General features: G+C 62.1%; 24 protein-coding genes. 16 read left to right on the top strand and 8 right to left on the bottom strand.

Features of this window, described 5'->3' with window-relative positions; translation table 11 throughout:
- Positions 1-76: 76 nt before the first annotated feature.
- The 5 genes from pgeF (at position 77) to ACZ89F_RS02895 (ending at position 3,865) form a co-directional block, all read left to right on the top strand.
- Positions 77-871: a peptidoglycan editing factor PgeF gene (gene pgeF, locus ACZ89F_RS02915; protein WP_476090323.1), complete on the top strand. Its 795-nt coding sequence runs from the start codon at positions 77-79 to the stop codon at positions 869-871.
- Positions 871-2,022 carry a M24 family metallopeptidase gene (locus tag ACZ89F_RS02910; RefSeq protein ID WP_476090322.1) on the top strand — a complete coding sequence of 384 codons (1,152 nt, stop codon included), beginning with the start codon at positions 871-873 and terminating at the stop codon, positions 2,020-2,022. The genes pgeF and ACZ89F_RS02910 overlap by 1 nt, the downstream gene beginning before the upstream one ends.
- A gap of 43 nt (positions 2,023-2,065) precedes the next feature.
- The gene (locus ACZ89F_RS02905) at positions 2,066-2,692 is read left to right on the top strand and encodes a hypothetical protein (protein ID WP_476090321.1); all 627 of its coding nucleotides are present in this window, start codon (positions 2,066-2,068) and stop codon (positions 2,690-2,692) included.
- A 42-nt stretch (positions 2,693-2,734) separates the two neighbouring features.
- Positions 2,735-2,866, top strand: coding sequence for a hypothetical protein (locus ACZ89F_RS02900; protein ID WP_476090320.1), 132 nt, complete (start codon positions 2,735-2,737; stop codon positions 2,864-2,866).
- Positions 2,867-2,929: 63 nt separating this feature from the next.
- Positions 2,930-3,865, top strand: coding sequence for a ribose-phosphate pyrophosphokinase (locus ACZ89F_RS02895; RefSeq protein ID WP_015316090.1), 936 nt, complete (start codon positions 2,930-2,932; stop codon positions 3,863-3,865).
- Positions 3,866-3,877: 12 nt separating this feature from the next.
- On the opposite strand, the gene ACZ89F_RS02890 is transcribed toward ACZ89F_RS02895, so the two are convergent.
- Positions 3,878-4,762: an AraC family transcriptional regulator gene (locus ACZ89F_RS02890; RefSeq protein WP_476090319.1), complete on the bottom strand. Its 885-nt coding sequence runs from the start codon at positions 4,760-4,762 to the stop codon at positions 3,878-3,880.
- A 153-nt stretch (positions 4,763-4,915) separates the two neighbouring features.
- On the opposite strand from ACZ89F_RS02890, the gene ACZ89F_RS02885 reads away from it, so the two are divergent.
- Positions 4,916-6,166 carry an MFS transporter gene (locus tag ACZ89F_RS02885; RefSeq protein WP_476090318.1) on the top strand — a complete coding sequence of 417 codons (1,251 nt, stop codon included), beginning with the start codon at positions 4,916-4,918 and terminating at the stop codon, positions 6,164-6,166.
- 62 nt (positions 6,167-6,228) lie between these two features.
- Here the strand turns inward: ACZ89F_RS02885 and ACZ89F_RS02880 are convergent, their stop codons facing one another.
- On the bottom strand, positions 6,229-7,086 hold the full coding sequence (locus ACZ89F_RS02880) for an alpha/beta fold hydrolase (RefSeq protein WP_476090317.1): 858 nt from the start codon (positions 7,084-7,086) through the stop codon (positions 6,229-6,231).
- 148 nt (positions 7,087-7,234) lie between these two features.
- Between ACZ89F_RS02880 and ACZ89F_RS02875 the strand changes: the two genes are divergently transcribed.
- The gene (locus ACZ89F_RS02875) at positions 7,235-7,663 is read left to right on the top strand and encodes a MarR family winged helix-turn-helix transcriptional regulator (protein WP_476090316.1); all 429 of its coding nucleotides are present in this window, start codon (positions 7,235-7,237) and stop codon (positions 7,661-7,663) included.
- A 101-nt stretch (positions 7,664-7,764) separates the two neighbouring features.
- Here the strand turns inward: ACZ89F_RS02875 and ACZ89F_RS02870 are convergent, their stop codons facing one another.
- Complete coding sequence (locus ACZ89F_RS02870; protein WP_476090315.1) at positions 7,765-9,771, bottom strand: putative bifunctional diguanylate cyclase/phosphodiesterase; 2,007 nt, start codon at positions 9,769-9,771, stop codon at positions 7,765-7,767.
- A 293-nt stretch (positions 9,772-10,064) separates the two neighbouring features.
- Here ACZ89F_RS02870 and ACZ89F_RS02865 point away from each other — a divergent pair, with 293 nt between their 5' ends.
- The 9 genes from ACZ89F_RS02865 to ACZ89F_RS02825 all read left to right on the top strand — a co-directional run bounded on the left by ACZ89F_RS02865 (position 10,065) and on the right by ACZ89F_RS02825 (position 19,218).
- Entirely contained in the window at positions 10,065-11,099 is a 1,035-nt protein-coding gene (locus ACZ89F_RS02865) for a class I SAM-dependent methyltransferase (protein WP_476090314.1), read from the top strand.
- Between the two features lie 197 nt (positions 11,100-11,296).
- Positions 11,297-11,938 (top strand): 50S ribosomal protein L25/general stress protein Ctc, encoded by a 642-nt coding sequence (locus ACZ89F_RS02860; protein WP_476090313.1) that lies wholly within the window; start codon positions 11,297-11,299, stop codon positions 11,936-11,938.
- 23 nt (positions 11,939-11,961) lie between these two features.
- On the top strand, positions 11,962-12,669 hold the full coding sequence (pth, locus tag ACZ89F_RS02855) for an aminoacyl-tRNA hydrolase (protein WP_476090312.1): 708 nt from the start codon (positions 11,962-11,964) through the stop codon (positions 12,667-12,669).
- 858 nt (positions 12,670-13,527) lie between these two features.
- Positions 13,528-15,309, top strand: a complete 1,782-nt coding sequence (locus ACZ89F_RS02850; RefSeq protein ID WP_476090311.1) for a DUF8189 domain-containing protein — start codon at positions 13,528-13,530, stop codon at positions 15,307-15,309.
- Between the two features lie 71 nt (positions 15,310-15,380).
- Complete coding sequence (locus ACZ89F_RS02845; protein WP_476090310.1) at positions 15,381-15,686, top strand: protease inhibitor I42 family protein; 306 nt, start codon at positions 15,381-15,383, stop codon at positions 15,684-15,686.
- 149 nt (positions 15,687-15,835) lie between these two features.
- Positions 15,836-16,939, top strand: coding sequence for a redox-regulated ATPase YchF (gene ychF, locus ACZ89F_RS02840; RefSeq protein WP_056595672.1), 1,104 nt, complete (start codon positions 15,836-15,838; stop codon positions 16,937-16,939).
- Between the two features lie 232 nt (positions 16,940-17,171).
- Positions 17,172-18,146, top strand: a complete 975-nt coding sequence (gene corA / locus ACZ89F_RS02835) for a magnesium/cobalt transporter CorA (RefSeq protein WP_476090309.1) — start codon at positions 17,172-17,174, stop codon at positions 18,144-18,146.
- A gap of 128 nt (positions 18,147-18,274) precedes the next feature.
- On the top strand, positions 18,275-18,751 hold the full coding sequence (locus ACZ89F_RS02830) for a MaoC family dehydratase (RefSeq protein WP_476090308.1): 477 nt from the start codon (positions 18,275-18,277) through the stop codon (positions 18,749-18,751).
- Positions 18,748-19,218: a MaoC family dehydratase gene (locus ACZ89F_RS02825; RefSeq protein ID WP_476090307.1), complete on the top strand. Its 471-nt coding sequence runs from the start codon at positions 18,748-18,750 to the stop codon at positions 19,216-19,218. Before ACZ89F_RS02830 ends, ACZ89F_RS02825 begins: the two co-directional genes overlap by 4 nt.
- A 166-nt stretch (positions 19,219-19,384) precedes the next feature.
- Here ACZ89F_RS02825 and ACZ89F_RS02820 read toward each other — a convergent pair whose 3' ends face one another.
- The 5 genes from ACZ89F_RS02820 to ACZ89F_RS02800 form a co-directional block, all read right to left on the bottom strand.
- Entirely contained in the window at positions 19,385-19,930 is a 546-nt protein-coding gene (locus ACZ89F_RS02820; RefSeq protein ID WP_476090306.1) for an adenine phosphoribosyltransferase, read from the bottom strand.
- 9 nt (positions 19,931-19,939) lie between these two features.
- Positions 19,940-21,085 carry an alpha-hydroxy acid oxidase gene (locus tag ACZ89F_RS02815; protein WP_476090305.1) on the bottom strand — a complete coding sequence of 382 codons (1,146 nt, stop codon included), beginning with the start codon at positions 21,083-21,085 and terminating at the stop codon, positions 19,940-19,942.
- Positions 21,086-21,260: 175 nt separating this feature from the next.
- Entirely contained in the window at positions 21,261-21,956 is a 696-nt protein-coding gene (locus tag ACZ89F_RS02810; protein WP_476090304.1) for an acid phosphatase, read from the bottom strand.
- A 127-nt stretch (positions 21,957-22,083) separates the two neighbouring features.
- Positions 22,084-22,956: a cytochrome c1 gene (locus tag ACZ89F_RS02805; RefSeq protein ID WP_476090303.1), complete on the bottom strand. Its 873-nt coding sequence runs from the start codon at positions 22,954-22,956 to the stop codon at positions 22,084-22,086.
- 27 nt (positions 22,957-22,983) lie between these two features.
- A complete protein-coding gene (locus ACZ89F_RS02800; RefSeq protein ID WP_476090302.1) occupies positions 22,984-24,285 on the bottom strand; it encodes a cytochrome b in 1,302 nt (433 codons plus the stop codon).

Raw genomic sequence — 24,285 nt, 5'->3', positions numbered from 1 at the left:
ACGGCGCCGCCCGCCGCTGCATTTTGCACCCGGACTTTTTCTTGACGAAACCGCCCACACGGACAACAACGCCCGCATGTTGAATCAGACCAAACCGGATCCCGTTCGGTCGCCGCTGCTGGACAAGGCGCAGGCACAAGGCATCCGCCACGGTTATTTCACCCGCATCGGCGGTGTCTCCAGCGGCATCTATCAGGGCCTCAATATCGGCACCGGATCGGATGACGACCCGACGCTGGTCGCCGAGAACCGCGCCCGCGTCGCCACCTGGATGGGCGTGCCGGCGAGCCATCTGTTGACCGCCCACCAGATCCACTCGCCAGATGTCGTCATCGCCCGGGAACCCTTTGCCGGCGAACGGCCCAAGGCAGACGCCATCGTCACCGATCGGCCAGGCATCGCCATCGGCGCCTCGACCGCCGATTGCGGTCCGGTGCTGTTCGCGGATGCCGAGGCGCGCATCATCGGCGCCGCGCATGCCGGCTGGAAAGGCGCTTTCACCGGTGTGCTTGAAAACACCATTCTTGCCATGGAAACCCTTGGCGCCCGGCGCGAAAATATCGTCGCCGTGCTCGGCCCCTCGATCGGCCCTGATAACTATGAGGTCGGGCCGGAATTCGTCGCCCGCTTCGTCGAGGCCGACGCTGAGAACATCGGCTATTTCTCACCCTCGGCAAACTCCGGCCATGCGATGTTCGACCTTAACCGCTACACGGTCGACCGGCTGACCAAAGCCGGTGTGACCGCCGAGGGCCTCGGCCGCTGCACCTATGCCGAGGACGATCTGTTTTACTCCTACCGGCGCACCACGCACCGCAAGGAGCCCGATTACGGCCGGCAGGTTTCGGCAATCGTTTTGGAGAGGGAATAATGGCGCTGCATTTTGAACGATCGGAATTCGACGCGCGGCGCGACCGGCTGATGATCGAGATGGCCGAAAAGAAGCTCGATGCCATCCTGCTGTTCGCGCAGGAGAGCATGTACTGGCTGACCGGCTACGACACGTTCGGCTTCTGCTTCTTCCAGTGCCTGGTGGTGAAGGCCGACGGTTCGATGGTGCTTCTGACCCGCTCGGCCGATCTGCGCCAGGCACGCCAGACCTCGATCATCGACAACATCGTTCTGTGGACCGACCGCAACGGCGCCAATCCGGCGGTCGACCTGCGCAATCTGCTCAACGAGCTCGACCTGCTCGGCGCCCGCATCGGCGTTGAATACGACACCCACGGCCTGACCGCTTTCAATGGCCGACGGCTCGACGAACAGTTGCAGACCTTCGGCCAGATCGCCGACGCGTCCGGCATTGTCGGCCGGCTACGCCTGTTCAAGAGCCCAGCCGAAATCGCCAAGGCCGAGAAGGCCGCCAATCTCTCCGACGACGCGCTCGACGCGGCCTTGCCGCTGATCAAGCAGGGCGGCGACGAAGCCCTGATCCTGGCCGCCATGCAAGGTGCGATCTTCGCCGGCGGCGGCGACTATCCGGCCAATGAGTTCATCATCGGCTCCGGTATCGATGCGCTGCTGTGCCGCTACAAGTCCGGCCGCCGCAAGCTCACCAAGAACGACCAGCTGACGCTCGAATGGGCCGGCGTTTTCAACCACTACCATGCGCCGATGATGCGCACGGTGCTCACCGGCAAGGTGTCGAAGCGCCATCAGGAGCTGTTCGACGCGGCGCGCGCAGCACTTCTGGCCGTCGAGAAGGCGATGATGCCGGGCAACAGCTTCGGCGACGTGTTCGATGCCCACGCGCGCACCATGGAGGCGCACGGCCTGACCAAGCACCGGCTGAACGCCTGCGGCTACTCGGTCGGCGCCCGCTTCACACCGTCCTGGATGGACATGCCGATGTTCTACCAGGGCAACCCCGAACCGATCGCGCCCAACATGACGCTGTTTGCCCACATGATCATCATGGATTCCGACACGGAGACGGCGATGACGCTTGGCCGCACCTACCTGACCACCGAATCCCAGCCCAAGCCGCTGTCCCGCCATGATCTCGACTTGATCGTACAGTGAATCCATAATGGGAGGCGTTCTTCGCCAAGGAGTTAGAAGGCAAATGAGACGATCGCATGTGACGACCGTGTCATTGCTTGTGGCATTGGCTCTTGCCGCCTGCACCAACGCAAAGGACGTGCTCGAACCGTCGGCCATCACCTCGCCGGCGACGTCGGCACAGACGCTGCCCGCCACGTCAGGCAACACGGTAGCCACGGTTCCCGCACCGGCCGGCACCACGGCGGGCGCTCCTGCAACCACCACCACACCGCTCACATCTGCCCAAAGCGCTGCGATCCTGTCGAAGACCCGCCTGCAGATCGCGCCGATCGTCGGCGCTTCGGTGGAAGCCGCGACCCCGCTGACGGCGGAGCTGCAAACGCGCGCCAGGCAGCGCGGCATCACGCTGGCCGGCAGCGCCGACCAGACCGCGACGCATGTGCTGAAGGGCTATTTCTCGACGATGTCGGAAGGCACGGACACCACCGTCATCTATGTCTGGGACGTCTATGATCCCTCAGGCAACCGCCTGCACCGCATCAACGGCCAGCAGAAGGCGCCGTCGGTCAAATCCGGCGACAGCGGGGGCGGCGACAGCTGGAGGGGGGTCTCGCCGGCAACCATGCAGGCGATCGCCGACCAGACCATCGACCAATTCGCGGCCTGGCTTGGCGGCAAGGCGGGCTAGAGGCATCGGACCCAAAAGTGGAGACGGTTTTGGGAAAATCCGATGCCCAACGAGAAGAAGGAGCAGCGGAAGTCCGCTGCTCCCTGTTGCCTGCCGGTGATGGCGCGGAGCTTTCTTGAGTTTAGCCGGCGGATTCCCGATCTCGGCGCTTGCAATACCGGCGCGGGCCGCTAAAAGCCCGGTTAAAGGGCGCAGGCGAGTCCGTCAGGTCTTTCCATCCTCCACCAGGAACCGTGCATGAAACTCTTCGCGGGCAATTCCAACAGGGTGCTGGCCGAAGCGGTCGCCCGGTACCTCAACGTCCCGCTGGGCAAGGCCAGTGTCAGGCGCTTCGCCGATCAGGAAATCTTCGTTGAAATCCAGGAAAACGTGCGCGGCGAGGATGTCTTCATCCTGCAGTCGACCTCGTTCCCGACCAACGATCATTTGATGGAACTGCTCATCATGATCGATGCCTTCATGCGCTCCTCGGCCAAGCGCATCACGGCGGTGATCCCCTATTTCGGCTACGCCAGGCAGGACCGCCGCGCCTCCGGCCGCACGCCGATCTCGGCCAAACTGGTTGCCAACATGATCACCCGCGCCGGCGTCGACCGCGTTTTGACGCTCGACCTGCATGCCGGCCAGATCCAGGGCTTCTTCGACATCCCGACCGACAATCTGTTTTCCGTGCCGGTCATGGCCCGCGACGTGAAGGCCAAATACAAACAGCTCGGCAATGTCGTGGTGGTGTCGCCCGACATCGGCGGCGTGGTGCGCGCCCGTGCGCTGGCCAAGCGCTTCGACGCGCAACTGGCCATCGTCGACAAGCGCCGTGAGCGTCCCGGCGAATCGGAAGTCATGAACATCATCGGCGCGGTCGCCGGCAAGGATTGCCTGCTGATCGACGACATCGTCGATTCCGGCGGCACGCTGTGCAACGCCGCCGATGCGCTGCTGGCCAATGGCGCCACCAGCGTCACCGCCTACATCACCCACGGCGTGCTTTCGGGCGGCGCGGTTGCCCGCATCAGCGGCTCGAAGCTGCAGGAACTGGTGATCACCGATTCCATCCAGCCGACCCAGGGCGTGCTCGACGCGCCCAACATCCGCGTCATCTCGATCGCCGACCTGATGGGCGAAGCCATCTCGCGCACCGCTACCGAGGAATCGGTGTCCAGTCTGTTCGACTAGACCGGCCTGCCGTTATGGCGCAGGGCTTTCCAACCGAACCGGGCCGATCAGGCGGCGGGCGACTTCGACGCTTTCACGTGCGCCGCGCATGTAGCCGCGCGGCGAGGCGCCCAGCATGCGCTTGAACATGGTGATGAAGGCCGGCACGCTGTCATAGCCGAGATCGAGCGCCACCCTGGTGATCGGCTCGCCGTCGGCGAGCCTGGGCAGCGCCGCGAACAGGCAGGCCTGCTGGCGCCATGTCGACAGCGACAGGCCGGTCTGGCGCTGGAAGGCGCGGGTGAAGGAGCGGCGGCTCATGCCGGCGGCATCGGCCCACTCGTCGATCGTCGCGTGCGGCGATGGTGCGGCGACGAAACGCCGGCACAGCGCCGACAGCCTCGGATCGGACGGGAACGGCAGGCCGAGCGGCCGTTCCGGCAGGGTCGGGATTTCGTGCAGCAGCAGGTTCATGATCAGCCCGCCGCGCCCTTCCAACTCGCCGCCCTGCGGCAGCTTCTCCGATTCCACGATCAGGCTGTGCATCAGGTCGGTGACGCCGACGACGCGGAGGCCTTCGGGCAGCCCGGGGATCGCCTGCGGCATCACATAGACCGAACGCATCGACACATCGCCCAGCATTTCGACGGAATGTTCGGTGCCGGCTGGAATCCACATCGCATGGTCGGGCGGCACCATCCAGCGCCCGTAGCGCGTCGTTACCAGCACCACCCCGACCAGCGCATGCAGCAGCTGGCTGCGGCTGTGGTGGTGTTGCGGCACACGGTAGCCATCGGGATATTCCGTCGGCAGCGCCACCGCCGGCCCGGCCACTTGCTCCAGCCACTGCCAGCGGCTCTCGTGCAACTGACCGAGATTGGCATTGCCGGCGTGAAAGACCTCTTTGCCGTGCGGCATCCTGTATGGCCCACTTGCGAAACTATTGGACCAAACCACGAAAGAAGTCGTGCGGCAAGCAGCTTATAAGGCAACCGTCCTTTAGGCGGCCTTCTGCAGCGTCCGCCAGTTTGCCCTGCGGGTGTACCCGCCAAAAAGACCACGGAGCCTACCTTGACCGATACGACAGCCGCCAGCGTCGCCCCACCGGCGAGCGCCAGTCACGCCTCAGCCCAGGCGACGGCCTTCACCGTCATCCTGGCGGTGAGCTTCTGCCACTGCATCAACGACATCATGCAATCGCTGCTATCGGCCATCTATCCCTTGCTGAAAGAGAATTACGGCCTCGATTTCTGGCAGATCGGCCTCCTGACCTTCACCTTCCAGGTGACCGCATCGCTGCTGCAGCCGGTGATCGGCATGATCACCGACAAGCGGCCTATGCCCTATTCGCTGCCCTACGGCATGGCATCGTCGCTGATCGGCCTGGTCGTGCTCGCCTATGCCGGACACTATTCGCTGCTTCTGATCGGCGCCTCGCTGATCGGCATCGGCTCGGCGATCTTCCATCCGGAATCCTCGCGCATCGCCCGCTTCGCCTCCGGCGGCCGCTTCGGCCTGGCGCAGTCGCTGTTCCAGGTCGGGGGCAATTTCGGTCAGTCCATGGGACCGCTGCTTGCCGCCTTCATCGTCGTGCCGTTCGGCCAGACCAGCATCTCCTGGTTCGCCGTCGGCTCGCTGATCGGCATCATCGTTTTGTGGCAGGTCGGCGGCTGGTACAGTCGGCTGCGCGCCGCACAGGGTAACCGCAAGACGACAAGCTTCGTCTCGCCTTTCCCGCGCCGCAAGGTGATGTGGGCATTGGCGGTGCTGACGCTGCTGGTGCTGACCAAGAACGCCTATATCGCCAGCCTTGCCAGCTACTACACCTTCTATTCCATGCATAAGTTCGGCGTTTCGGTGCAGATGAGCCAAGTCATGCTGTTCCTGTTCCTCGGCGCTTCGGCGCTGGGCATCCTGCTCGGCGGCCCGTTCGGCGACCGCTATGGACAGAAGGCGATGATCTGGTTCTCCATAGTCGGCGTGCTGCCCTTCACGCTCGCCCTGCCCTACGCCAATCTGGAATGGACGATGGTGCTGACGGTGCTGATCGGCCTGATCCTGTCGTCGGCCTTCTCCAACATCGTCGTCTTCGCGCAGGAGCTGGTGCCGGGACGTGTCGGCATGATTGCCGGCATCTTCTTCGGCTTCGCCTTCGGCATGGGCGGCATCGCGGCTGCCGTGCTCGGCGTCGTCGCCGACATCAAGGGCATCGACTATGTCTTCCAGATCTGCTCGTATCTGCCGCTGCTCGGCCTGCTGACCGTGTTCCTGCCGAACATGAAGGAAGCCAGGAAGGCACAGGCGGTCGCTGCAATCCGCTAAACCTGAAATGAACGAGAAAGGCACCCGCCTGATGGCGGGTGCCTTTCTTCTTCGAAAATCTCCTAGGCCTTGAAGAAGGCCAGCAGGTCGGCGTTGATGATGTCGGCATGGGTCGTGGCCATGCCGTGCGGATAACCCTTGTAGATCTTGAGCTCGCCCTTCTTGAGCAGCTTGACCGTCAACAGCGCCGAGTCGGCGATCGGAACGATCTGGTCGTCGTCGCCATGCATGACCAGCACCGGCACGTCGATCGCCTTCAAATCCTCGGTGAAGTCGGTTTCCGAGAAGGCCTTGATGCAATCATGATGCGCCTTGGTGCCGCCCATCATGCCCTGGCGCCACCAATTGTCGATGACGCCTTCCGACACTGCCGCGCCCGGACGGTTGAAGCCATAGAACGGACCGGCTGGGACATCCCTGTAAAGCTGGGCGCGGTTGGCCGCCACGCCGGAACGGAAACCGTCGAACACCTCGATCGGCAGGCCACCGGGATTGGCCGCCGTCTTGAGCATGATCGGCGGCACCGCGCCGATCAGCACCGCCTTGGCGACACGGCCGCCCGAGCCGTATCGGGCGACATAGCGCGCCACTTCGCCGCCGCCGGTCGAATGGCCGACATGGATGGCGTTCTGGAGATTCAGATAGGCGGCGAGTTCCGCGACATCGGCGGCATAAGTGTCCATCTCGTTGCCGATATCCGTCTGGGTCGAGCGGCCATGGCCGCGGCGATCATGGGCAATGACACGGTAGCCTTGTGCCAGGAAGAACAGCATCTGGGCGTCCCAGTCGTCGCTGCTCAATGGCCAGCCATGATGGAAAACGATAGGCTGCCCGGTCCCCCAGTCCTTGTAGTAGATCTGCGTTCCGTCCTTGGTGGTGATCGTGCCGCTGCCGGAGTTGGGCTTGGTTTGCGAGGTCATCTCAATCTCCATTTGTTGTCACGATAAACAATATCGCGATATCAATATGCCTAACGCAGCTTGAAATCCTTGTCCATGAAAATATGTATCGCGATATCATTTTTCGTGGTACCGAATTGATGCCCGTGTAGGCAAGAAGGAATGCGCCGTGCCTCTTCCGTTGGACAATCAGCTCTGTTTCACGCTCTACGCCACCAGCATGGCGATCAATCGCACCTACAAGCCGATGCTCGACAAGATGGGCATCACCTATCCGCAATATCTGGTGCTGAACGCGCTTGGAGAGGCCGATGGCATGTCGGTCGGCACGATCGCCCACAGGCTCGCTCTGGAATCGAGCACCGTCACGCCGCTGGTGAAGCGAATGGAGCAGGCCGGGCTGGTGACCCGCCAGCGCAGCCAGACCGACGAGCGCCAAGTGCAGGTCGACCTGACCCCGGCCGGGCGCGCGCTGCTTGTCCAGTGCAACTGTCTGAACGAGACCTTGATCGAGCGCTCAGGCATGACGCTGGCTGAGCTTGATGCCTTGAACCGGCAGATCCAGGCGCTACGCGACGCGTTGACCGGCGACCGATAGCCACACAGCCCCTGCGTAGCCGCTCGGCCCTGTCATGGGTTGATTGCAATCAGCACGGCTTTTGACGGCGGCTAAGCCAAAACGTCGGAAAGAGGCCGTCATCATGCGGACTTAAGCACGGTAAATGACCGTTTGCGCATGGTCCGCTTTGCCTGGAAACTAGCGGCGGGAGCGGGACGACCGACATGAAAGCCCTGGACCTTGTCTATGCCGAATTCGCGCATGAGGGCCATCTGTTCGTCGGTTTCCACCCCTTCGACCAGGATTTTGTGGCCGCGATTTCGAACCAGCGTAATAATGTCCTGGAGCATTGCCTTGCCATTCGGGGCACTGCAGTCGTGCAGAAACGAGCGGTCGATCTTCACCGTATCGAAATCGATCAGACGAAGCCACGAAAGGCCAGCGAAGCCCGTCCCGAAGTCATCAAGCCATATCTTGATCCCCAGCAGCTTCAGGTCGCTGATGCAGCGAAGGATGTCCGAATGCATCTCCATCTCCAGCCCTTCGGTGATTTCGAAGGCCAGCCTGCTGCCGGCGACGCCGGTCTCGCCCAGAATGGTCGCGACGGACGTTGCAAAGCCAGGTGTCTTGAGCTGGATTGGAGAGACGTTGACACTGACGACACGGACGTGATCGTCGGCCAGAAGCTCGGCGCACACTGTCCTTATGGCCCACCGCCCGAGTTCCAGGATAGCGCCGGTCCGTTCCGCGACGGGAATGAACAGGCTCGGCGGAACCGATGTGCCGTCCAGCATCTTGAGGCGCATTAGAGCCTCCACGGCTTCAACCCGATCCGATGCGACATCCTGGATAGGTTGATAAACGAGTGAAACGAGATTCTGGCCGATCGCGATCTTCAGCAAAGCCGCAATGTTCTCGCTCTCGTCGCTGCTTTGGGGATCGGTTGGATCGAACAGCCGGGCACAGTTTCGACCACCGGCTTTTGCCAGATAGAGCGCGCGATCGGCCTCGTGGATGATCTTTTCCAGCTTGGCGCCTGTCTGCGTCCTGGTGAATGCAGCACCAACGCTCACCGTCACGATCGAGACCCCGTCGCGCCGCAGCTCATGGGTAAGTGCCAGGTTCTCCACCGTGGCGCAAATGGCTTCCGCGATATCCAGGATCTGCTCTTTTTTCTCCATGCGAGCCAGGACAATGAACTCTTCCCCGCCGTAGCGGCCAATGGAGCCATTGTATTGCTTGATCATGTCGCTAAGGGCATTGGCGACATGGATCAGGCAACGGTCGCCTTCCTGATGGCCGTAGCAGTCGTTGAACTTTTTGAAGAAGTCCACGTCGATGAGGATCGCCCCGAAACTGGTGCCAACCTTTTGCCATTCACTCCAGTAATCCCGCAGCTTCTCGTCGATCGCCCGCCGGTTCTCGAGGCCCGTAAGCGGATCGGTCCGCGACAGTCTCAGCAGGGCCTTGCCGCGTTCGGTCGCCTCGTTGTGCTGGATCTTGGCTTCCAGGGCGTTCAGGAAGACGTTGTAGCGTTCCTCATTCAGTTTCCAGTTCACATATGAGGTGAATGTGAAACAAGAAACGTAGAAAGTCCCAAAAACCATTTTGTACGTTAGCGTAGAAGGCACAAAATAGTTTACAACGTACAGTATACACAATATTATTGCAGATGTTAGAATAGAAACCTTGAAATTGAACGTAAAAAAGAGATTGGCGCTCATCATGAAGATGGTGCCGAAAACCATATAGTAAGAGACGCTTTCCTTGTCCGCGCCCATAATTGCAGGGCACAACCACCCAACATAGCCAAAGATGATGGCTCCGGCGCAAGTCACGTCAAGCCATTCCGTTGCAACCCCCCGGCGAAGCTGTACTTCCAGGGTCAAAAGCGCGGTCAATCCGACCGCGAAGCGCGCCATGATCGTATAGACGGCCACATCTGGAATCAGCAGCAGATCCGTTGCCGAAAACAGCAGATAGATGGCAACGGCGATCCAAAGCCCTGGCCTGGCTTCCCCTCTTCGCGTCGCCTGGGCTTCCGTCCGGTAAAGGGTGCGGAGTTCATCGGTCCCCAGTTCGTCGCGCGGTGCGTACGGTTCCGCATGAGCCGTATCGGCCAATGCGGATGACAGGTGTTCGTTCATCACAGACCCCGTTTGAAAGGGATTTTGTATTCTGAACTCATTTCCAGCTTCTGCCCCCACACGCGGGCCGGCTCCTTGGGACGCGACGGCGATTGCGACGCCGTGCAAACAAATGCAATCGCGCAAGACAAGTTTCCGTTAACTCGAACCCAGAATCGGGCTCGGAAGCTGTCTAACGAACGAACATGGTTTGCGGGAAATTAATCATAACGATAAAATGCCCCCGGACCGACATTGGCAAATGGAGCATTCTACGCAATAAGTTAACTGACTGTTAACTATGGAGTGATGGCGTGCAAACCGTTCTTGATGGCAAAAGCTTGATTACTGCCGAGATGCTGGCCGGCAATCTCCATCGAGGAAAGCTCGAACATCATGGCGAAGCGTTCGAAACCGCTCGCGCGGAACTGGCGCTCATCCTCCAGGCGACACACCAACAGGTCGAACAAAGCAAGGATCCCGCCGAGATCGTTCGTCGCCTTCTGTCGTACCTCAATGCGCTGCGTTCCAAGGTTCATCCCGATGTTTGGCACGCATTGATACCGGTGGCGCAGAACCACCCGATCCTGAAGTATTTTCTCGAGGATCCGCTGACGCACTGGTCCTTCACCAAGCCCAGGGGCTATTCCGGCGACGCGCAGTTGCTCGACTACATCTATTGTGATCCCCATGTGGCAGAGAGCGTGGCGAACGCCTCGGAGATCGGGAGGGCCCTTTACGGCCACACCCAGAACGTTCCGTCATGCGTTGCGGCGCGGGAACGACGTGACCTCCTGACCCGCTATGTCGATGACATCGCGGCCAAAAACGGACCGGAAACCGAGATCCTGGCGATCGCGGCCGGTCATTTGCGGGAGGCCAATCGCTCTGTCGCCCTGGCGGAAGGCCGGCTCAAGCGTTGGGTTGCCCTCGATCAGGATCCCCAGAGCGTCGGATTGATCGCGCGCGACTTCCAGGGCACCGCAGTCGAGGCCATCGACGGCTCGGTGCGAACCGTGCTCACGAGGGGCCACAGACTGGGCAAGTTTGACTTCATCTACGCCTCCGGTCTTTACGACTACCTCGCCCACAACGTCGCCGTGAAACTCACGAAAACCTGCCTGCAGATGTTAAAGCCGAACGGAACGTTCCTGTTCGCGAACTACGCCGAGGGCACCCCTGACGCCGGGTACCGGGAGACGTTCATGGACTGGGTGTTGTTGCTGCGGTCGCAGGTCGACATGTGGAACATCGTCAATGCCAGCGTCGACCGCAACACCGTCGAGGCGCAGGTGTTCTTTGGCGAGAACCACAACGTGCTGTATGCCGTTATCGAAAAGCGCGGATAGCACCCGCCTGGGCTGTGCGCCGGCGGACGTGCCTTTGGCTTGCACCTTAGGGCGCCTTCCGCTATAGAGCCGCCACCCGCGTAGACACCCTTGGAGGCAACGCGGCGGAAGGCCGCCTCACCCGGCGGCTTTCGACGTTTACGGTCCAGGCACGTTGCCAGCCGCGAACGCTCCAGAACAAACCGAAAGGAAATGCCATGAGCCACGACACTTACGAGCTCAAGGCCGAAGCACGCGAACAGGTCGGTAAGGGGTCCGCCCGTGCAGTTCGCCGCAACGGTAAAGTGCCTGCAGTAATCTATGGTGACAAGCAGCCTCCCCTGGCTATCGCGCTCACCTACAAGGACATCTACTACAAGATCCACGGCGGCGGGTTCCTGACCACGATCGCCACGATCGATGTCGACGGCAAGAAGATCCAGGTCCTGCCGAAGGACTTCCAGCTCGACCCGGTCAAGGATTTCCCTGTCCATGTCGACTTCCTGCGCATCGGCAAGGATACCCAGGTCAATGTCGACGTGCCTGTCCACTTCATCAACGAGGACAAGTCGCCCGGCATCAAGCGCGGCGGCGTGCTCAACATCGTGCGTCACGAAGTCGAGTTCCACTGCCCGGCCAATGCGATCCCGGAATTCATCACCGTCGATCTCACCGGCGCCAACATTGGCGACTCGATCCACATCTCGGCGGTTGCGCTGCCGGCTGGTGTGAAGCCTGTGATCTCCGACCGCGACTTCACCATCGCGACCATTGCCGGTTCGTCGGCGATGAAGCCGGAGACGGAAGAGACGGCTGAAGTGGCTGCACCCGAAGCGGCTCCTGCCGCCGAAGAGAAGTAACTCTTTCCCGCCCGGAGCAGACGATGCTTGTCTTTGCAGGCCTCGGCAATCCGGGCGCGAAATACGCCAGCAATCGACACAATGTCGGTTTCATGGCGGCGGACGCAATCGCCCGCCGCCATTCCTTTTCGCCCTGGTCGAAGAAATTCCAGGGTCTGATTTCAGAAGGCACGCTTGGTGGCGAAAAGATCGTCCTGATCAAGCCGCAGACCTTCATGAACCTGTCCGGCCAGTCGGTCGGCGAAGCACTGCGCTTCTACAAGCTCGGCCCCGAGGCGCTCACCGTCTTCTATGACGAGATCGACCTTGCCGAAGGCAAGCTGCGCATCAAGACCGGTGGTGGCGCCGGCGGCCATAACGGCATCCGATCGATCGACGGCCACGTCGGCAACGCCTATCGCCGCGTGCGCATCGGCGTTGGCCATCCCGGCGTCAGGGAAATGGTCCAGCACCATGTGCTCGGCGATTTCGACAAGGCCGACCGCGAATGGCTCGAACCGCTGCTCGACGCGATCGCCGACAACGCTGCCATGATAGCCAAGGGCGACGAATCCGGCTTCATGAACAAGGCCAGCCTCGCCGTTCGGGGCAAGGCCGGCGGGGAACCGGAAAAGCCGGCGCCCAAACAGCAAAGTCACGTGCGCCAGGCGCGGCCGCAGCAGCCGGTGGTCAGATTGCCGGAAAGCGGTCCGATGGCCGCGATGCTGAAGAAGCTGTTCGGCAAGGAGTGAGCCAAAGCCCTGGTTCGGTGCCAGTCGACGTCGCTCTTCTTGTGTTTCCGGCGATCGCTTTTGCGGTAATGCTTTTTCCAGTCGGCTTGAGAACATTGTCTGCGAGATCAATCCGCGCACGCACATGCATAGCCAGGTCCATCAGGCGCGGTTCGCGGCACCTGAAATTGACCAAATGGCAACCATGCTGAAAAATTATTCGGAAGAAAGATAACTGAGCGGCCGCGTCGCTTGGACCATGAATCCGTCAGGCAACGCCAACCAGGCAATTCAGGCGACACCGAGCCCGCAGGCGGCCATTCCCTTGGTCATCACTGATCAATGCTTACGTCTTGAGACGGTGGCAATCCTTGTCCGGGATTGCCGCCTGAAGCTGGTTGAGCGCGGCCTGGAGGTCCCCAAGTGCCCAGCTCATATAGACTTTCCGGCGGCTGAGGTTGGTTTGGTGGCGAATGAGGCAACCACGGCACCGGCGGCGCCCAATGCTGCGAGGATGCAAAAACCCTCAGGGCGGGAAAGCCTGGACTGGGGCATGTCGAAACTCCTCCTGACGAGGCTTGTCGTCACGCGAAGCCGCAAAGGTAGCTAGGGCGTTCGTGTTGACGAACGCGTGATCTCGATATGATCGCCCGCGTCCAACCGTGAAATCCCTCACAGACCATCGCCCTCGACGAAGACCAATGATGCACGGTCCGGTTGTCGCACAGCCTCTCGGCGATGCCACCCAGCCGCGCATTTTTTAATCGATACAGAGGGATATGATCTATGGCCAGACCTCCTTTGACATTCTCCGCACTCAACAAAGCCCTGACAACAAACAATGCTAGATGGCGGGCGGCGGAGACGCCGATCTCGCTGATGGATCCTGAAAAGCGCTTGTTAATGCTTGGCGCCATACCCAGCGACGATGCCATCGCCCTGGTTGCGGCGGCGCGCAACCAGCCCCCATCGCTTGCCGCTGCGCCGGGCTTTGCCCCGGCGGTAGACTGGCGCAACAAGAACGGCAACCACATTACCCCGGTCAAGAACCAGGGCGGATGTGGTTCCTGCGTCTCGTTCGGCTCTGTCGGTCTTGTCGAGTCGATGTCTCATATAGAGAGCGGCCGCTGGTTCGACCTGTCGGAAGCCGATTCGCATTTCTGCTCCTCGCATGGTGCCAATTGCGGCGGCTGGTGGCCGGACCAATGTCTTGACCAGATCAGGGTGCGCGGCGTCTGTGACGAAGCCGGCTTCCCCTACCCTTCGGCATTTCCCAACAACGATATCTGGAGCGGCCCGCCGGCCTGCCACGCCGCGCCAAACCGTCCGGCGCGCATTAGCAAGCTGACGACCGTGCACAAGCTGGTGGATGCGAACGCGATTAAGAACCATCTCAGCAATGTCGGTCCGGTCGCCGGATGCTTCACCGTCTACAATGATTTCTTCAATTATTCCGGCGGCGTCTATCACCACGTCACCGGCGGTGTCGCCGGCGGCCACTGCGTTCTCGTCATTGGCTATTCCGAGGCCGAGCAGTGCTGGATTGTCAAGAACTCATGGGACACGACCTGGGGCATCGGCGGCTTCGGCAAGATCGCTTACGACGACTTCAAGTATGACGGCCAGCTATACCCGATGTACGGCGCAACGGGCATCATCCTGCCGTCGTCCGGCTGGCAGCCAATGGGTGGCAAGCTCACCACCGAAGCCGTCGCCGGCAACAACAAGGACGGCCGCATCGAGGTCTTCGCGCGTGGCACCGACAACGCACTCTGGCACATCTGGCAGACCGCCCCCAGCAATGGCTGGGGCGGCTGGGCGTCGCTGGGCGGCATCATCACCAGCACGCCGGCCATCATCAACAATGCCGACGGCCGGCTCGAGGCCTTTGCCAGGGGAGCCGATGGCGCCCTGTGGCACATCTGGCAGACCGCACCCAGCAGCGGCTGGAGCGGCTGGGCATCGCTAGGCGGCGGCATCACCAGCGACCCAAGCGCGGTACGCAATGCCGACGGACGGGTCGAGGTCTTCGCCAGGGGCAATGACGGCGGCCTGTGGCACATCTGGCAAGGCGGCCCCCAACAGGGCTGGAGTGGCTGGGCTCCGCTTGCCGTCCAGATAGCGGGCAACCCGGTGGCCTCCAACAACAAGGACGGCCGCATCGAGGTCTTCGCCCGTGCCAACAACGGCGCGCTGGTTCATGTCTGGCAGACAGCCCCCAACAATGGCTGGAGTTCGTGGGCCTCGCTGGGCGGCATCTTGACCAGCGATCTCGCCGTCGGCCAGAACAAGGACGGCCGCCTGGAAGTGTTCGGTCGCGGTACCGACAATGCGCTCTGGCATATCTGGCAGACCGCTCCCAACAATGGCTGGAGCGGCTGGGGCTCGATGGGCGGCATCATCACCAGCGCGCCGGCGCTTGGCCACAATGCCGACGGCCGCATGGAGATCTTCGCCCGTGGTACGGACGGGGCATGCTGGCACATCTGGCAGACCGCGCCGAGCAATGGCTGGAGCGGCTGGGCATCGCTAGGCGGCGGCATCGTCGGCGACACGGCGATCGTCAACAACAAGGACGGCCGCATGGAAGTCTTCGTGCGGGGCACGGATCTCGCCCTATATCATCGTTGGCAGACAGCCCCGAGCAACGGCTGGAACTGAGAAGACGGCGATACGATCGAACGGCGGCGCGCATCGGCGCGCCGCCTGTCGGCCAAAGGAGGAAATCGGCGATGGCGAACGAGCGTGCGAACATGAATTTCGAGCCCGCAGTCAACGAACAGATTATAGTGGAATTACCGTCGACACCTGGCGCAGGCGTTGTCTGGTCGGCGCCACCGGCACCTTCCGGCTGCACCATTACCCAGATCGACAGCAAGCCCGACGGGACCGGGATAGGCGGCACCAGCCTGCAGCGCTTCACGGTCTCTTGCAGCAAGCCCGGGCAATGGCAGCTGCGCTTTGAATTGAAGCGCCCGTGGGAGGATACTGTTCGCGCCGTGCAAACCGTCAGCATCGACGTCAAGCAACAGCCGTAAACAGCGGTCCGAACTGCCCGAAATATGGTCGATCGCTCTGCGATACGGCCTTCGGCGGCCCTACCCATGTGACTGGAGGGCTTGACGATCATCGGCCCTATCGCCCATAGCCCTGATCAAATTTCGATTTTCCCGATAGGACCGATAAAATGGGTTTCAAATGCGGCATCGTTGGCTTGCCCAACGTCGGCAAGTCGACGCTTTTCAACGCGTTGACCAGGACGGCGGCGGCGCAGGCTGCCAACTATCCGTTCTGCACCATCGAACCGAACACCGGCGAGGTCGCGGTGCCCGATCCGCGCCTGCAGAAGATTGCCGCCATCGGCAAGTCGAAGGAGATCATTCCGACCCGCATCTCCTTCGTCGACATTGCCGGCCTGGTGCGCGGCGCCTCCAAGGGTGAAGGGCTGGGCAACCAGTTCCTCGCCAACATCCGCGAGGTCGACGCCATCGTGCATGTGCTGCGCTGCTTCGAGGATGACGACATCACCCATGTCGAGGGCCGCATCGACCCGGTGGCCGATGCCGAGACGGTCGAAACAGAGCTGATGCTCGCCGACCTCGACAGCCTCGAGCGTCGCATCGTGCAATTCCGCAAGCGTGCCGGCAGCAAGGACAAGGAAGCGACCACCGTGCTGCCGATGATGGAGGCCGCACTCGAACTGTTGCAGGCAGGCAAGCCGACCCGCGTCCTGCTCAAGGGCATCTCGGCGGAAGACCTGCGCATCCTGCAGGGGCTCAACCTTTTGACCTCGCACCCGGTCCTCTACGTCTGCAACGTCGCCGAAGCCGACGCCGCCACCGGCAACGAGCACACCAAGGCCGTGGAGAAGATGGCTGCGGCGCAAGGCGCCAGCACCGTCGTCATCTCGGCCGCGATCGAGGCCGAGGTCGCGCAGCTCTCGGACGAGGAAGAGATGGAATTCCTGTCCTCGCTCGGCCTCGACGAGCCCGGCCTGAACAAGGTCATCCGCGCTGGCTACGAGCTGTTGCACCTCATCACCTATTTCACCGTCGGGCCGAAGGAGACGCGCGCCTGGACCATCCATAAGGGCGACAAGGCCCCTCAGGCGGCCGGTGTCATCCACACCGATTTCGAGCGCGGCTTCATCCGCGCTCAGACCATCGCCTACAACGACTTCGTCACACTGGGCGGCGAAGTGGCGGCCAAGGAAGCCGGCAAGGCGCGCGACGAAGGCAAGGAATATGTCGTCCAGGACGGCGACATCCTGCTGTTCAAGTTCAACACCTGACGCATCGGGCGACCCAATATCCAAAACATCCAGGCGCGCTGCCTGCGAGGTTTCTCGACGAGTTCGTCCGAGCGGCCGGCGGCCATACGCCGGGCAGCCGCTTGTCTTGATTTTGTCACCTCACAGGTCTAAGCGGCAGGCACATGGGCGGCTCACGCGACGAAGAACCGTGCAATCCGATACGACGCGTCAATCCGAACGCACCCTTTAATCCAGCAAGGGAGACCCGGCGATGATCAAGGCCTTCGTCGTGGACAATGACCGCCTGCGCGCCGTCGATGATCTCCTGGCAAACAGCGACAATGTCGTCTGGGCCGACCTGCTCAATCCGACAAAGGAAGAGGAAGCGGCGATCGAAACCTGGCTCGGCGTCGCCATTCCGACGCGCGAGGAGATGGAGGAGATCGAGATTTCGAGCCGCCTCTATGTCGAGGACGGCGCCTATTTCATGACCGCCACCCTGCCCGCCCAGACCGAAGTCGACGATCCCCTGATGTCGCCGGTCACCTTCGTGCTCGCCGGCACCAGGCTGATCACCGTGCGATATCACGAGCCGAAGGCCTTCAAGACCTTTCCGCAGCGCGCCGAGAAGGTGGCGACCGGCTGCACCAGCGGCGACACCATCCTGATCGGGCTGCTGGAGGCGATCGTCGACCGTCTCGCCGATATTCTGGAGCGCGCCGGCCGCGACATCGAGGCGATCTCGCGCGATATCTTCGAGGCGCGGTCGACCAAGGTTTCCAAGCGCAACCGCGACTTCCAGGAACTCCTGAAGGCCATCGGCCGCAAGGAGGACATCGCCTCCTCGATCCGTGACAGCCTGATCTCGCTGCAGCGCCTAGCCGGCTTTTTCGCCCATGCCTCGACCCGCACCAAGATGAGCAAGGACACCAAGGCGCGCATCAAGACGCTGTCGCGCGACGTGCTGTCGCTCGCCGACCACGCCACCTTCCTGTCGCAGAAGATCTCCTTCCTGCTCGACGCGACGCTCGGCATGATCTCGATCGAGCAGAACGCCATCATCAAGATCTTCTCGGTCGCCGCCGTCATCTTCCTGCCTCCGACGCTGGTCGCCTCGATCTACGGCATGAATTTCGACATCATCCCCGAGCTCAAATGGGAGTTGGGCTATCCCTTCGCCATCGCCATGATGGTACTGTCGGCGATCCTGCCCTTCTGGTATTTCCGCCGCCGCGGCTGGCTCTGATCCGCCTGCCAAAGGCCATGCAGCCACGACGTGGCGCTATAGAAATCTCTTGACCAAATGCGCTGCGGCCTGCATCCGGAAACCCTCGATCGATGGGGATCGCGGGTTCGTGAGCCGGATTTCAGACCATGACTGCAAAACCAAAAACATGGGCCTATGAGGATTTCGCCGAGGGTGCATCGATCGACCTCGGCTCGAAGGTGGTGACCGCCGCCGAGATCGTCGAATTCGCCGCAGAATTCGACCCGCAGCCGATGCATCTCGACGAGGAAGCCGGCAAGGCCAGCATCCTTGGCGGGCTGGCGGCGTCGGGCTGGCACACCTGCGCCATGTTCATGCGCATGCTGTGCGATACCTTCCTGCTGGATTCGACCTGCCAGGGCGCGCCAGGCGTCGATCAGGTCAAATGGAAGAAGCCGGTCCTGGCCGGCGACCAACTCACTGGCACCCTGGTGGTCGTTGCCAAGCGCCTGTCGAAATCGAAGCCGCAGCTCGGCTTCGTGACCATGCGCAGCGAACTGTTCAACCAGCGCGGCGAGAGCGTCTTCGAGCTTGAGAACTCCGTCATGTTCCTGACGCGCGATGCCGCGGGGAGCCGAGCATGACACTGGACGAGTTCTTCCGCATCGGCACCACCGTCACGCTTGGCTCGCACACATTCGAGCCCGAGGCGATCAAGGCCTTCGCCCGCAAATACGACCCGCAGATCTTCCATATCGACGAGGATGCGGCGAAGAAAAGCGTGCTCGGTGGCCTCTGCGCGTCCGGCTGGCACACGGCAGCGACCTGGATGAAACTCAATCTGGAAAACCGCATGGATGCCGAGGTCGCGGCCTGGAGCGGTCCCGGCCCGGTGCCGGAATTCGGCCCCTCACCCGGATTCAAGAACCTGAAATGGCTGAAGCCGGTCTATGCCGGGCAAACCATCACTTTCACACGCACAGCACTGTCGCACCGCCCGATCGCCTCACGCCCCGGCTGGCGGCTGCTGGCGCTGCGATGCGAGGCTTCCGATTCGACCGGCGACAAGGTGCTCGAGTTCGAGAGCGCCGTGCTGGTGAAGGTGGAGTAGCTTTTTCCTTCGCCCCGTTTACGGGGAGAAGGTGCCCGAAGGGCGGATGAGGGGCGGCGCCAGCGTTGGTGGTTCGCCTTGCCTCCGGCCCTTCGCTATCGCTCCGGGCGTTCGATACCTTTGAAAGGTCCACTGGACCTTTCAATTTGCCTTCGGCAAACCGGTCTCAAACCCCTTCGAACCCAATCAGCGTCCGCACCGGTACGCCGAGCGCTTCAAGTTTGGCACGGCCGCCGAGGTCCGGCAGGTCGATGACGAAGCAGGCGGCGAGGATGTCGGCGCCGATCTGGCGCAGCAGCTTGACCGCGGCTTCCGCGGTGCCGCCTGTGGCGATCAGATCGTCGACCAGGATCACCTTCTCGCCCGGAGCAACGCCGTCCTTGTGCATCTCCATCTCGTCCAGCCCGTATTCCAGGCTGTAGGCGACGCGCACCGTCTCGAAAGGCAGCTTGCCCTTCTTGCGGATCGGCACGAAACCGGCCGAGAGCTGGTGGGCGACGGCGCCGCCAAGGATGAAGCCGCGCGCCTCGATGCCGGCGATCTTGTCGATCTTCTGGCCGGCATAGGGATGCACGAGTTCGTCGATGGCGCGGCGGAAGGCGCGCGCATTGCCGAGCAGCGTGGTGATGTCGCGAAACAGGATGCCGGGCTTGGGATAGTCCGGAATGGTGCGGATCGCGGCAAGCAGCGTGTCTTCGAGTGAGGATTTCATGGGTCGAGATTACCTGAAACGGAGGTTGTTGCGCGACAATTGTTCGATCGAACTGCAGCCCATCAGCTTCATGCCGCGTTCGATCTCGACCCGCATCTGCTCAAGCGCCCGTTCGACGCCTGGCTGGCCGGCCGCCGCGAGCGGGAACAAATAATAGCGACCGACACCGACGGCCTTGGCGCCGAGCGACAGCGCCTTGAGCACATGCGTGCCACGCTGCACGCCGCCATCCATGATGACGTCGATCCTGTCGCCGACCGCATCGACGATCTCGGCAAGCTGGTCGAAGGCCGCCCGCGAGCCATCCAGCTGCCGGCCGCCATGGTTCGACAGCACAATGCCGCTGCAGCCGATGTCGACGGCGCGTCTGGCATCCTCCACCGACATGACGCCCTTGAGGCAGAACGGTCCCGACCACAGCTTGACCATCTCGGCGACGTCGTCCCACGTCATCGACGGGTCGAGCATCTCGGTGAAATAGCGGCTGATCGACATCGTGCCGCCGCCCATGTCGACATGCTCGTCGAGCTGCGGCAGCTTGAACCCCTCATGGGTGAAATAGTTGATCGCCCAGGCCGGTTTCAGCGCGAACTGCAGCATGCCGGCCAGGTTGAGCTTGAAGGGAATGGCAAAGCCGGTTCGTTTGTCGCGCTCGCGGTTTCCCCCGGTGATGCTGTCGACGGTCAGCATCATCACCTCGACGCCAACCGCCTTTGCCCGCTGCATCATCGCCCGGTTGAGGCCACGATCCCGGTGAAAATAGAATTGGTAGACCTGCGGGCTGCTGCTGATGCTGCGCGCCTCCTCGAGACTGACGGTGCCAAGCGAGGAGACGCCGAACATGGTGCCATATTTGGCGGCGGCCTTGGCGACCGCGCGCTCGCCCTGATGATGGAACAGGCGCTGCAAGGCGGTCGGCGAGCAATAGAACGGCATCGCCAGCTTCTGGCCCATGACCGTCACCGACATGTCGACCTCGCTCACTCCGCGCAGCACGTTGGGAACCAGGTCACAGGTCTCGAAGCTCTCGGTGTTGCGGCGATAGGTGACCTCGTCGTCCGCCGCGCCGTCGATGTAGTTGAAGATCGGCCCCGGCAGCCGCCGTTGCGCCATGCGGCGGAAATCGGAAAAGTTGTGACAGTCGCTGAGCCGCATCATCGAATTCCAAGATCATGGCGGGACAGATTTCCCGCCACCGTTCGATGCGTCGAATATCAACCTGATGCCGCTATGCCAACGGACTATTTGCCGAACTTCCGCCCAAGCCCGGGCGCAAACAAGAAAGGAGCGCCTTATGCGCCCCTTCCCGTCCAAATCCGGCTGACGAAGGTTACATGCCGAGATCGGAACGAAGCTCGGCCCTGGCCACTTCATATTCGGCCTTGAAGTCGTCCCGGTTAAGCAGGACCGCGGCAATGACGCTGCCGGAAATCTTGCCCATCTCGACGTCGGACGCATAGTGGATACCGCCGACCTCGCGATTGTGGGCGTATTCAGCCGCACGCGCCATGATCTCTGCGCGCTTTTCCGGGACCATGTCGGACAGGATGATGCCCATCATGGTGCCGACGGTAGCGTGTCCGGACGGCCAGGAGCCGGAGCTCGACAGCTTGACCGCCGGCTTGACGAGGTCGCTGAGCTGGTGCGGACGCGGGCGCTTCCAGACATCCTTGGCCGGATCGACGACGGCGCCTTCGGTGGCCACCACGCGGTCGAAGAAGGCGCTGAATTTCGGCAGCGTCTCCTTGTTGAATTTCGGTCCCATGACGTCGGCAAAGCGCCAGACATTCTCCTCGGCGTCGGCGACCGCGCTGGCTACCATCTCTGGCGTGCGCGTCACCTGCAGCGTCAGCACCTCACCGAGTTCGGCCTTGGTCTGCGCCGAATCATTTGCCGGCGGCGGCGGCAGGATCATCGTCAGGTCGACATCCTTGTTGGTGACGAAGGGCTGGGCGTCTTTCGCTTGCGCGGCCGAGCCGACGATGAGCAGCAGCAGGCCTGCCGCGAGCGATGCGTATTTTTTCATGGGTGCGATCCTTTGATGAGAGCAGCACAGGATCGCCGGATGCGGTGACGGCCATGTGACACGACAGGCCTCTGAAAGTGCAAAAGGGCGCCTCTCGGCGCCCTTTGTGATCACTTGGCTGTGTGGCTTAATGCGCCACGCCTTCCCACACCTTGCGCTTGGTGAGATAGACCAGCGCGCCGAACAAAAGCAGGAACACAAGCACCCGGAAGCCGGTCTTCTTGCGGTCTTCCATATGCGGCTCGGCCGCCCACACCAGGAAGGCGGAAACGTCGCGGGAATACTGGTCGACCGTCTGCGGCGCGCCGTCATCATAGGTGACCTGGCCGTCGGACAGCGGCTTGGGCATTTTCAGCGACACGCCCGACATGAAGTACGGGTTGTAGTGGGTGCCTTCCGGGATGACCATGCCGGCCGGCGGCGTCTCGTCGTACCCGGTCAGCAGCGAATGGATGTAGTCGGGGCCACCCGCGTCATACTGGGTGAAGATGTCGAAGACGAATTGCGGAAAGCCGCGCTCGACGCCGCGTGCCTTGGCCAGCAGCGACATGTCGGGCGGAGCGGCACCACCGTTGGAGGCAGCGGCGGCTTCCTCGTTGGCGAAGGGCGGCGGGAAATGGTCGGACGGCTTGCCGGGACGGTCGAACATGTCGCCGGCATCGTTGGGGCCGTCATGGATCGTGTACTCGGCCGACAGCGTCTTGATCTGCGCGTCCGAATAGCCGAGGTCCGACAGCGTGCGGAACGCCACCAAATTCATCGAATGGCAGGCCGAGCAGACTTCCTTGTAGACCTTCAGGCCGCGCTGCAGCTGCGCCTTGTCATAGGTGCCGAACGGGCCGGTGAAGCTCCAGCTCATTTCCTTGGGCTCGTCGATCGGGAAATGCGTCGGCGCGGCCGCATTGTGTGCCTCTTCGGCGGCGCTCGCCCAAGTGCCTGCCGCCCCAATGCCGGCGGCCACAAGGCCGACCAGCGCCAGCGAGGTGAGAATCTTTTTCATGCCAAATCCCCTTAGATTCTCTACTGCTCAGCCCTTGGTCTCTGGCGCGGCCGTGGCGCCTGCCGGATGTCCGCCGCCGCCCTTGTTCTTCTCGAGCACCGCCTCGGTGATCGAGTTCGGCAGCCTGCGCGGCGTCTCGATCAGGCCGAGCACCGGCAGCGCGATCAGGAAGAAGGCGAAGTAGAACAGCGTCGCCATCTGCGCCATGAACACATAGCTGCCTTCGGCCGGCTGCGAGCCCAGCCAGCCAAGCAGGATGGCATCGGCCACGAACAGCCAGAAGAACAGCTTGTACCAAGGACGGTAGACCGCCGAGCGCACCTTCGAGGTGTCGAGCCACGGCACCAGGAACAGCATGACGATGGCGCCGAACATGCACAGCACGCCGCCGAGCTTGGAGTTGATCGGCCCGACATTGAAGGTGATGGCGCGCAGGATCGCGTAGAACGGCAGGAAGTACCATTCGGGCACGATATGAGCCGGCGTCTTCAGCGGGTTGGCGACGATGTAGTTGTCGGGGTGGCCGAGATAGTTCGGCAGGTAGAAGACGAAATAGGCGAAGAAGAACAGGAACACGATCATGCCGAACGCGTCCTTGATGGTCGCGTAGGGGGTGAAGGCGACGGTGTCGGTCTTCGATTTGATCTCGATGCCGGTCGGGTTGTTCTGGCCGACGACATGCAGCGCCCAGATATGCAGCACGACGACGCCGGCAATCATGAACGGCAGCAGGTAATGCAGGGCAAAGAAGCGGTTCAGCGTCGGATTGTCGACGGCAAAGCCGCCGAGCAGCAGCTGCTGGATCCAGTCGCCGACCAGCGGAATGGCGCTGAAGAAGCCGGTGATGACGGTGGCGCCCCAGAAGCTCATCTGCCCCCATGGCAGCACGTAGCCCATGAAGCCGGTCGCCATCATTAGCAGGTAGATGATGCAGCCAAGGATCCACAGCAGTTCGCGCGGCGCCTTGTAGGAGCCATAATAGAGGCCACGGAAGATGTGGATGTAGACGGCGACGAAGAAGAACGAGGCGCCATTCGAATGCATGTAGCGCAGCAGCCAGCCCGAATTCACGTCGCGCATGATCTTCTCGACCGAGCCGAAGGCAAGATTGGTGTCGGCCGTGTAATGCATGGCCAGCACGATGCCGGTCAGGATCTGCGCCACCAGCATGATCGACAGGATGCCGCCGAAGGTCCACGCATAATTGAGGTTGCGCGGCACCGGATAGGCGACGAAGCTGTCATAGATCAGCCGCGGCAGCGGCATGCGGGCGTCGAACCAGCGCTCGATACCGGTCTTGGGCGTATAGGTCGAGTGTCCCTCGCTCAT

Source organism: Mesorhizobium sp. USDA 3734 (genome assembly GCF_056279665.1).
The sequence above is the reverse complement of the archived record's forward strand: the minus strand, read 5'-3'. Positions and strand labels throughout refer to the sequence as shown.

Excerpts from the sequence above, each read along its gene's own strand:
- ACZ89F_RS02910 (WP_476090322.1), top strand. The coding sequence starts at position 871 with ATGGCGCTGCATTTTGAACGATCGGAATTCGACGCGCGGCGCGACCGG.
- ACZ89F_RS02860 (WP_476090313.1), top strand. The coding sequence starts at position 11,297 with ATGAGCCACGACACTTACGAGCTCAAGGCCGAAGCACGCGAACAGGTC.
- ACZ89F_RS02905 (WP_476090321.1), top strand. The coding sequence starts at position 2,066 with ATGAGACGATCGCATGTGACGACCGTGTCATTGCTTGTGGCATTGGCT.
- ACZ89F_RS02850 (WP_476090311.1), top strand. The coding sequence starts at position 13,528 with ATGGATCCTGAAAAGCGCTTGTTAATGCTTGGCGCCATACCCAGCGAC.
- ACZ89F_RS02825 (WP_476090307.1), top strand. The coding sequence starts at position 18,748 with ATGACACTGGACGAGTTCTTCCGCATCGGCACCACCGTCACGCTTGGC.
- ACZ89F_RS02845 (WP_476090310.1), top strand. The coding sequence starts at position 15,381 with ATGGCGAACGAGCGTGCGAACATGAATTTCGAGCCCGCAGTCAACGAA.
- ACZ89F_RS02815 (WP_476090305.1), bottom strand. The coding sequence starts at position 21,085 with ATGCGGCTCAGCGACTGTCACAACTTTTCCGATTTCCGCCGCATGGCG.
- ACZ89F_RS02830 (WP_476090308.1), top strand. The coding sequence starts at position 18,275 with ATGACTGCAAAACCAAAAACATGGGCCTATGAGGATTTCGCCGAGGGT.
- pth (WP_476090312.1), top strand. The coding sequence starts at position 11,962 with ATGCTTGTCTTTGCAGGCCTCGGCAATCCGGGCGCGAAATACGCCAGC.
- ACZ89F_RS02800 (WP_476090302.1), bottom strand. The coding sequence starts at position 24,285 with ATGAGCGAGGGACACTCGACCTATACGCCCAAGACCGGTATCGAGCGC.
- ACZ89F_RS02810 (WP_476090304.1), bottom strand. The coding sequence starts at position 21,956 with ATGAAAAAATACGCATCGCTCGCGGCAGGCCTGCTGCTGCTCATCGTC.
- ACZ89F_RS02880 (WP_476090317.1), bottom strand. The coding sequence starts at position 7,086 with ATGACCTCGCAAACCAAGCCCAACTCCGGCAGCGGCACGATCACCACC.
- ychF (WP_056595672.1), top strand. The coding sequence starts at position 15,836 with ATGGGTTTCAAATGCGGCATCGTTGGCTTGCCCAACGTCGGCAAGTCG.
- ACZ89F_RS02805 (WP_476090303.1), bottom strand. The coding sequence starts at position 22,956 with ATGAAAAAGATTCTCACCTCGCTGGCGCTGGTCGGCCTTGTGGCCGCC.
- ACZ89F_RS02890 (WP_476090319.1), bottom strand. The coding sequence starts at position 4,762 with ATGCCGCACGGCAAAGAGGTCTTTCACGCCGGCAATGCCAATCTCGGT.
- ACZ89F_RS02895 (WP_015316090.1), top strand. The coding sequence starts at position 2,930 with ATGAAACTCTTCGCGGGCAATTCCAACAGGGTGCTGGCCGAAGCGGTC.
- pgeF (WP_476090323.1), top strand. The coding sequence starts at position 77 with ATGTTGAATCAGACCAAACCGGATCCCGTTCGGTCGCCGCTGCTGGAC.
- ACZ89F_RS02870 (WP_476090315.1), bottom strand. The coding sequence starts at position 9,771 with ATGAACGAACACCTGTCATCCGCATTGGCCGATACGGCTCATGCGGAA.
- corA (WP_476090309.1), top strand. The coding sequence starts at position 17,172 with ATGATCAAGGCCTTCGTCGTGGACAATGACCGCCTGCGCGCCGTCGAT.
- ACZ89F_RS02820 (WP_476090306.1), bottom strand. The coding sequence starts at position 19,930 with ATGAAATCCTCACTCGAAGACACGCTGCTTGCCGCGATCCGCACCATT.
- ACZ89F_RS02900 (WP_476090320.1), top strand. The coding sequence starts at position 2,735 with ATGCCCAACGAGAAGAAGGAGCAGCGGAAGTCCGCTGCTCCCTGTTGC.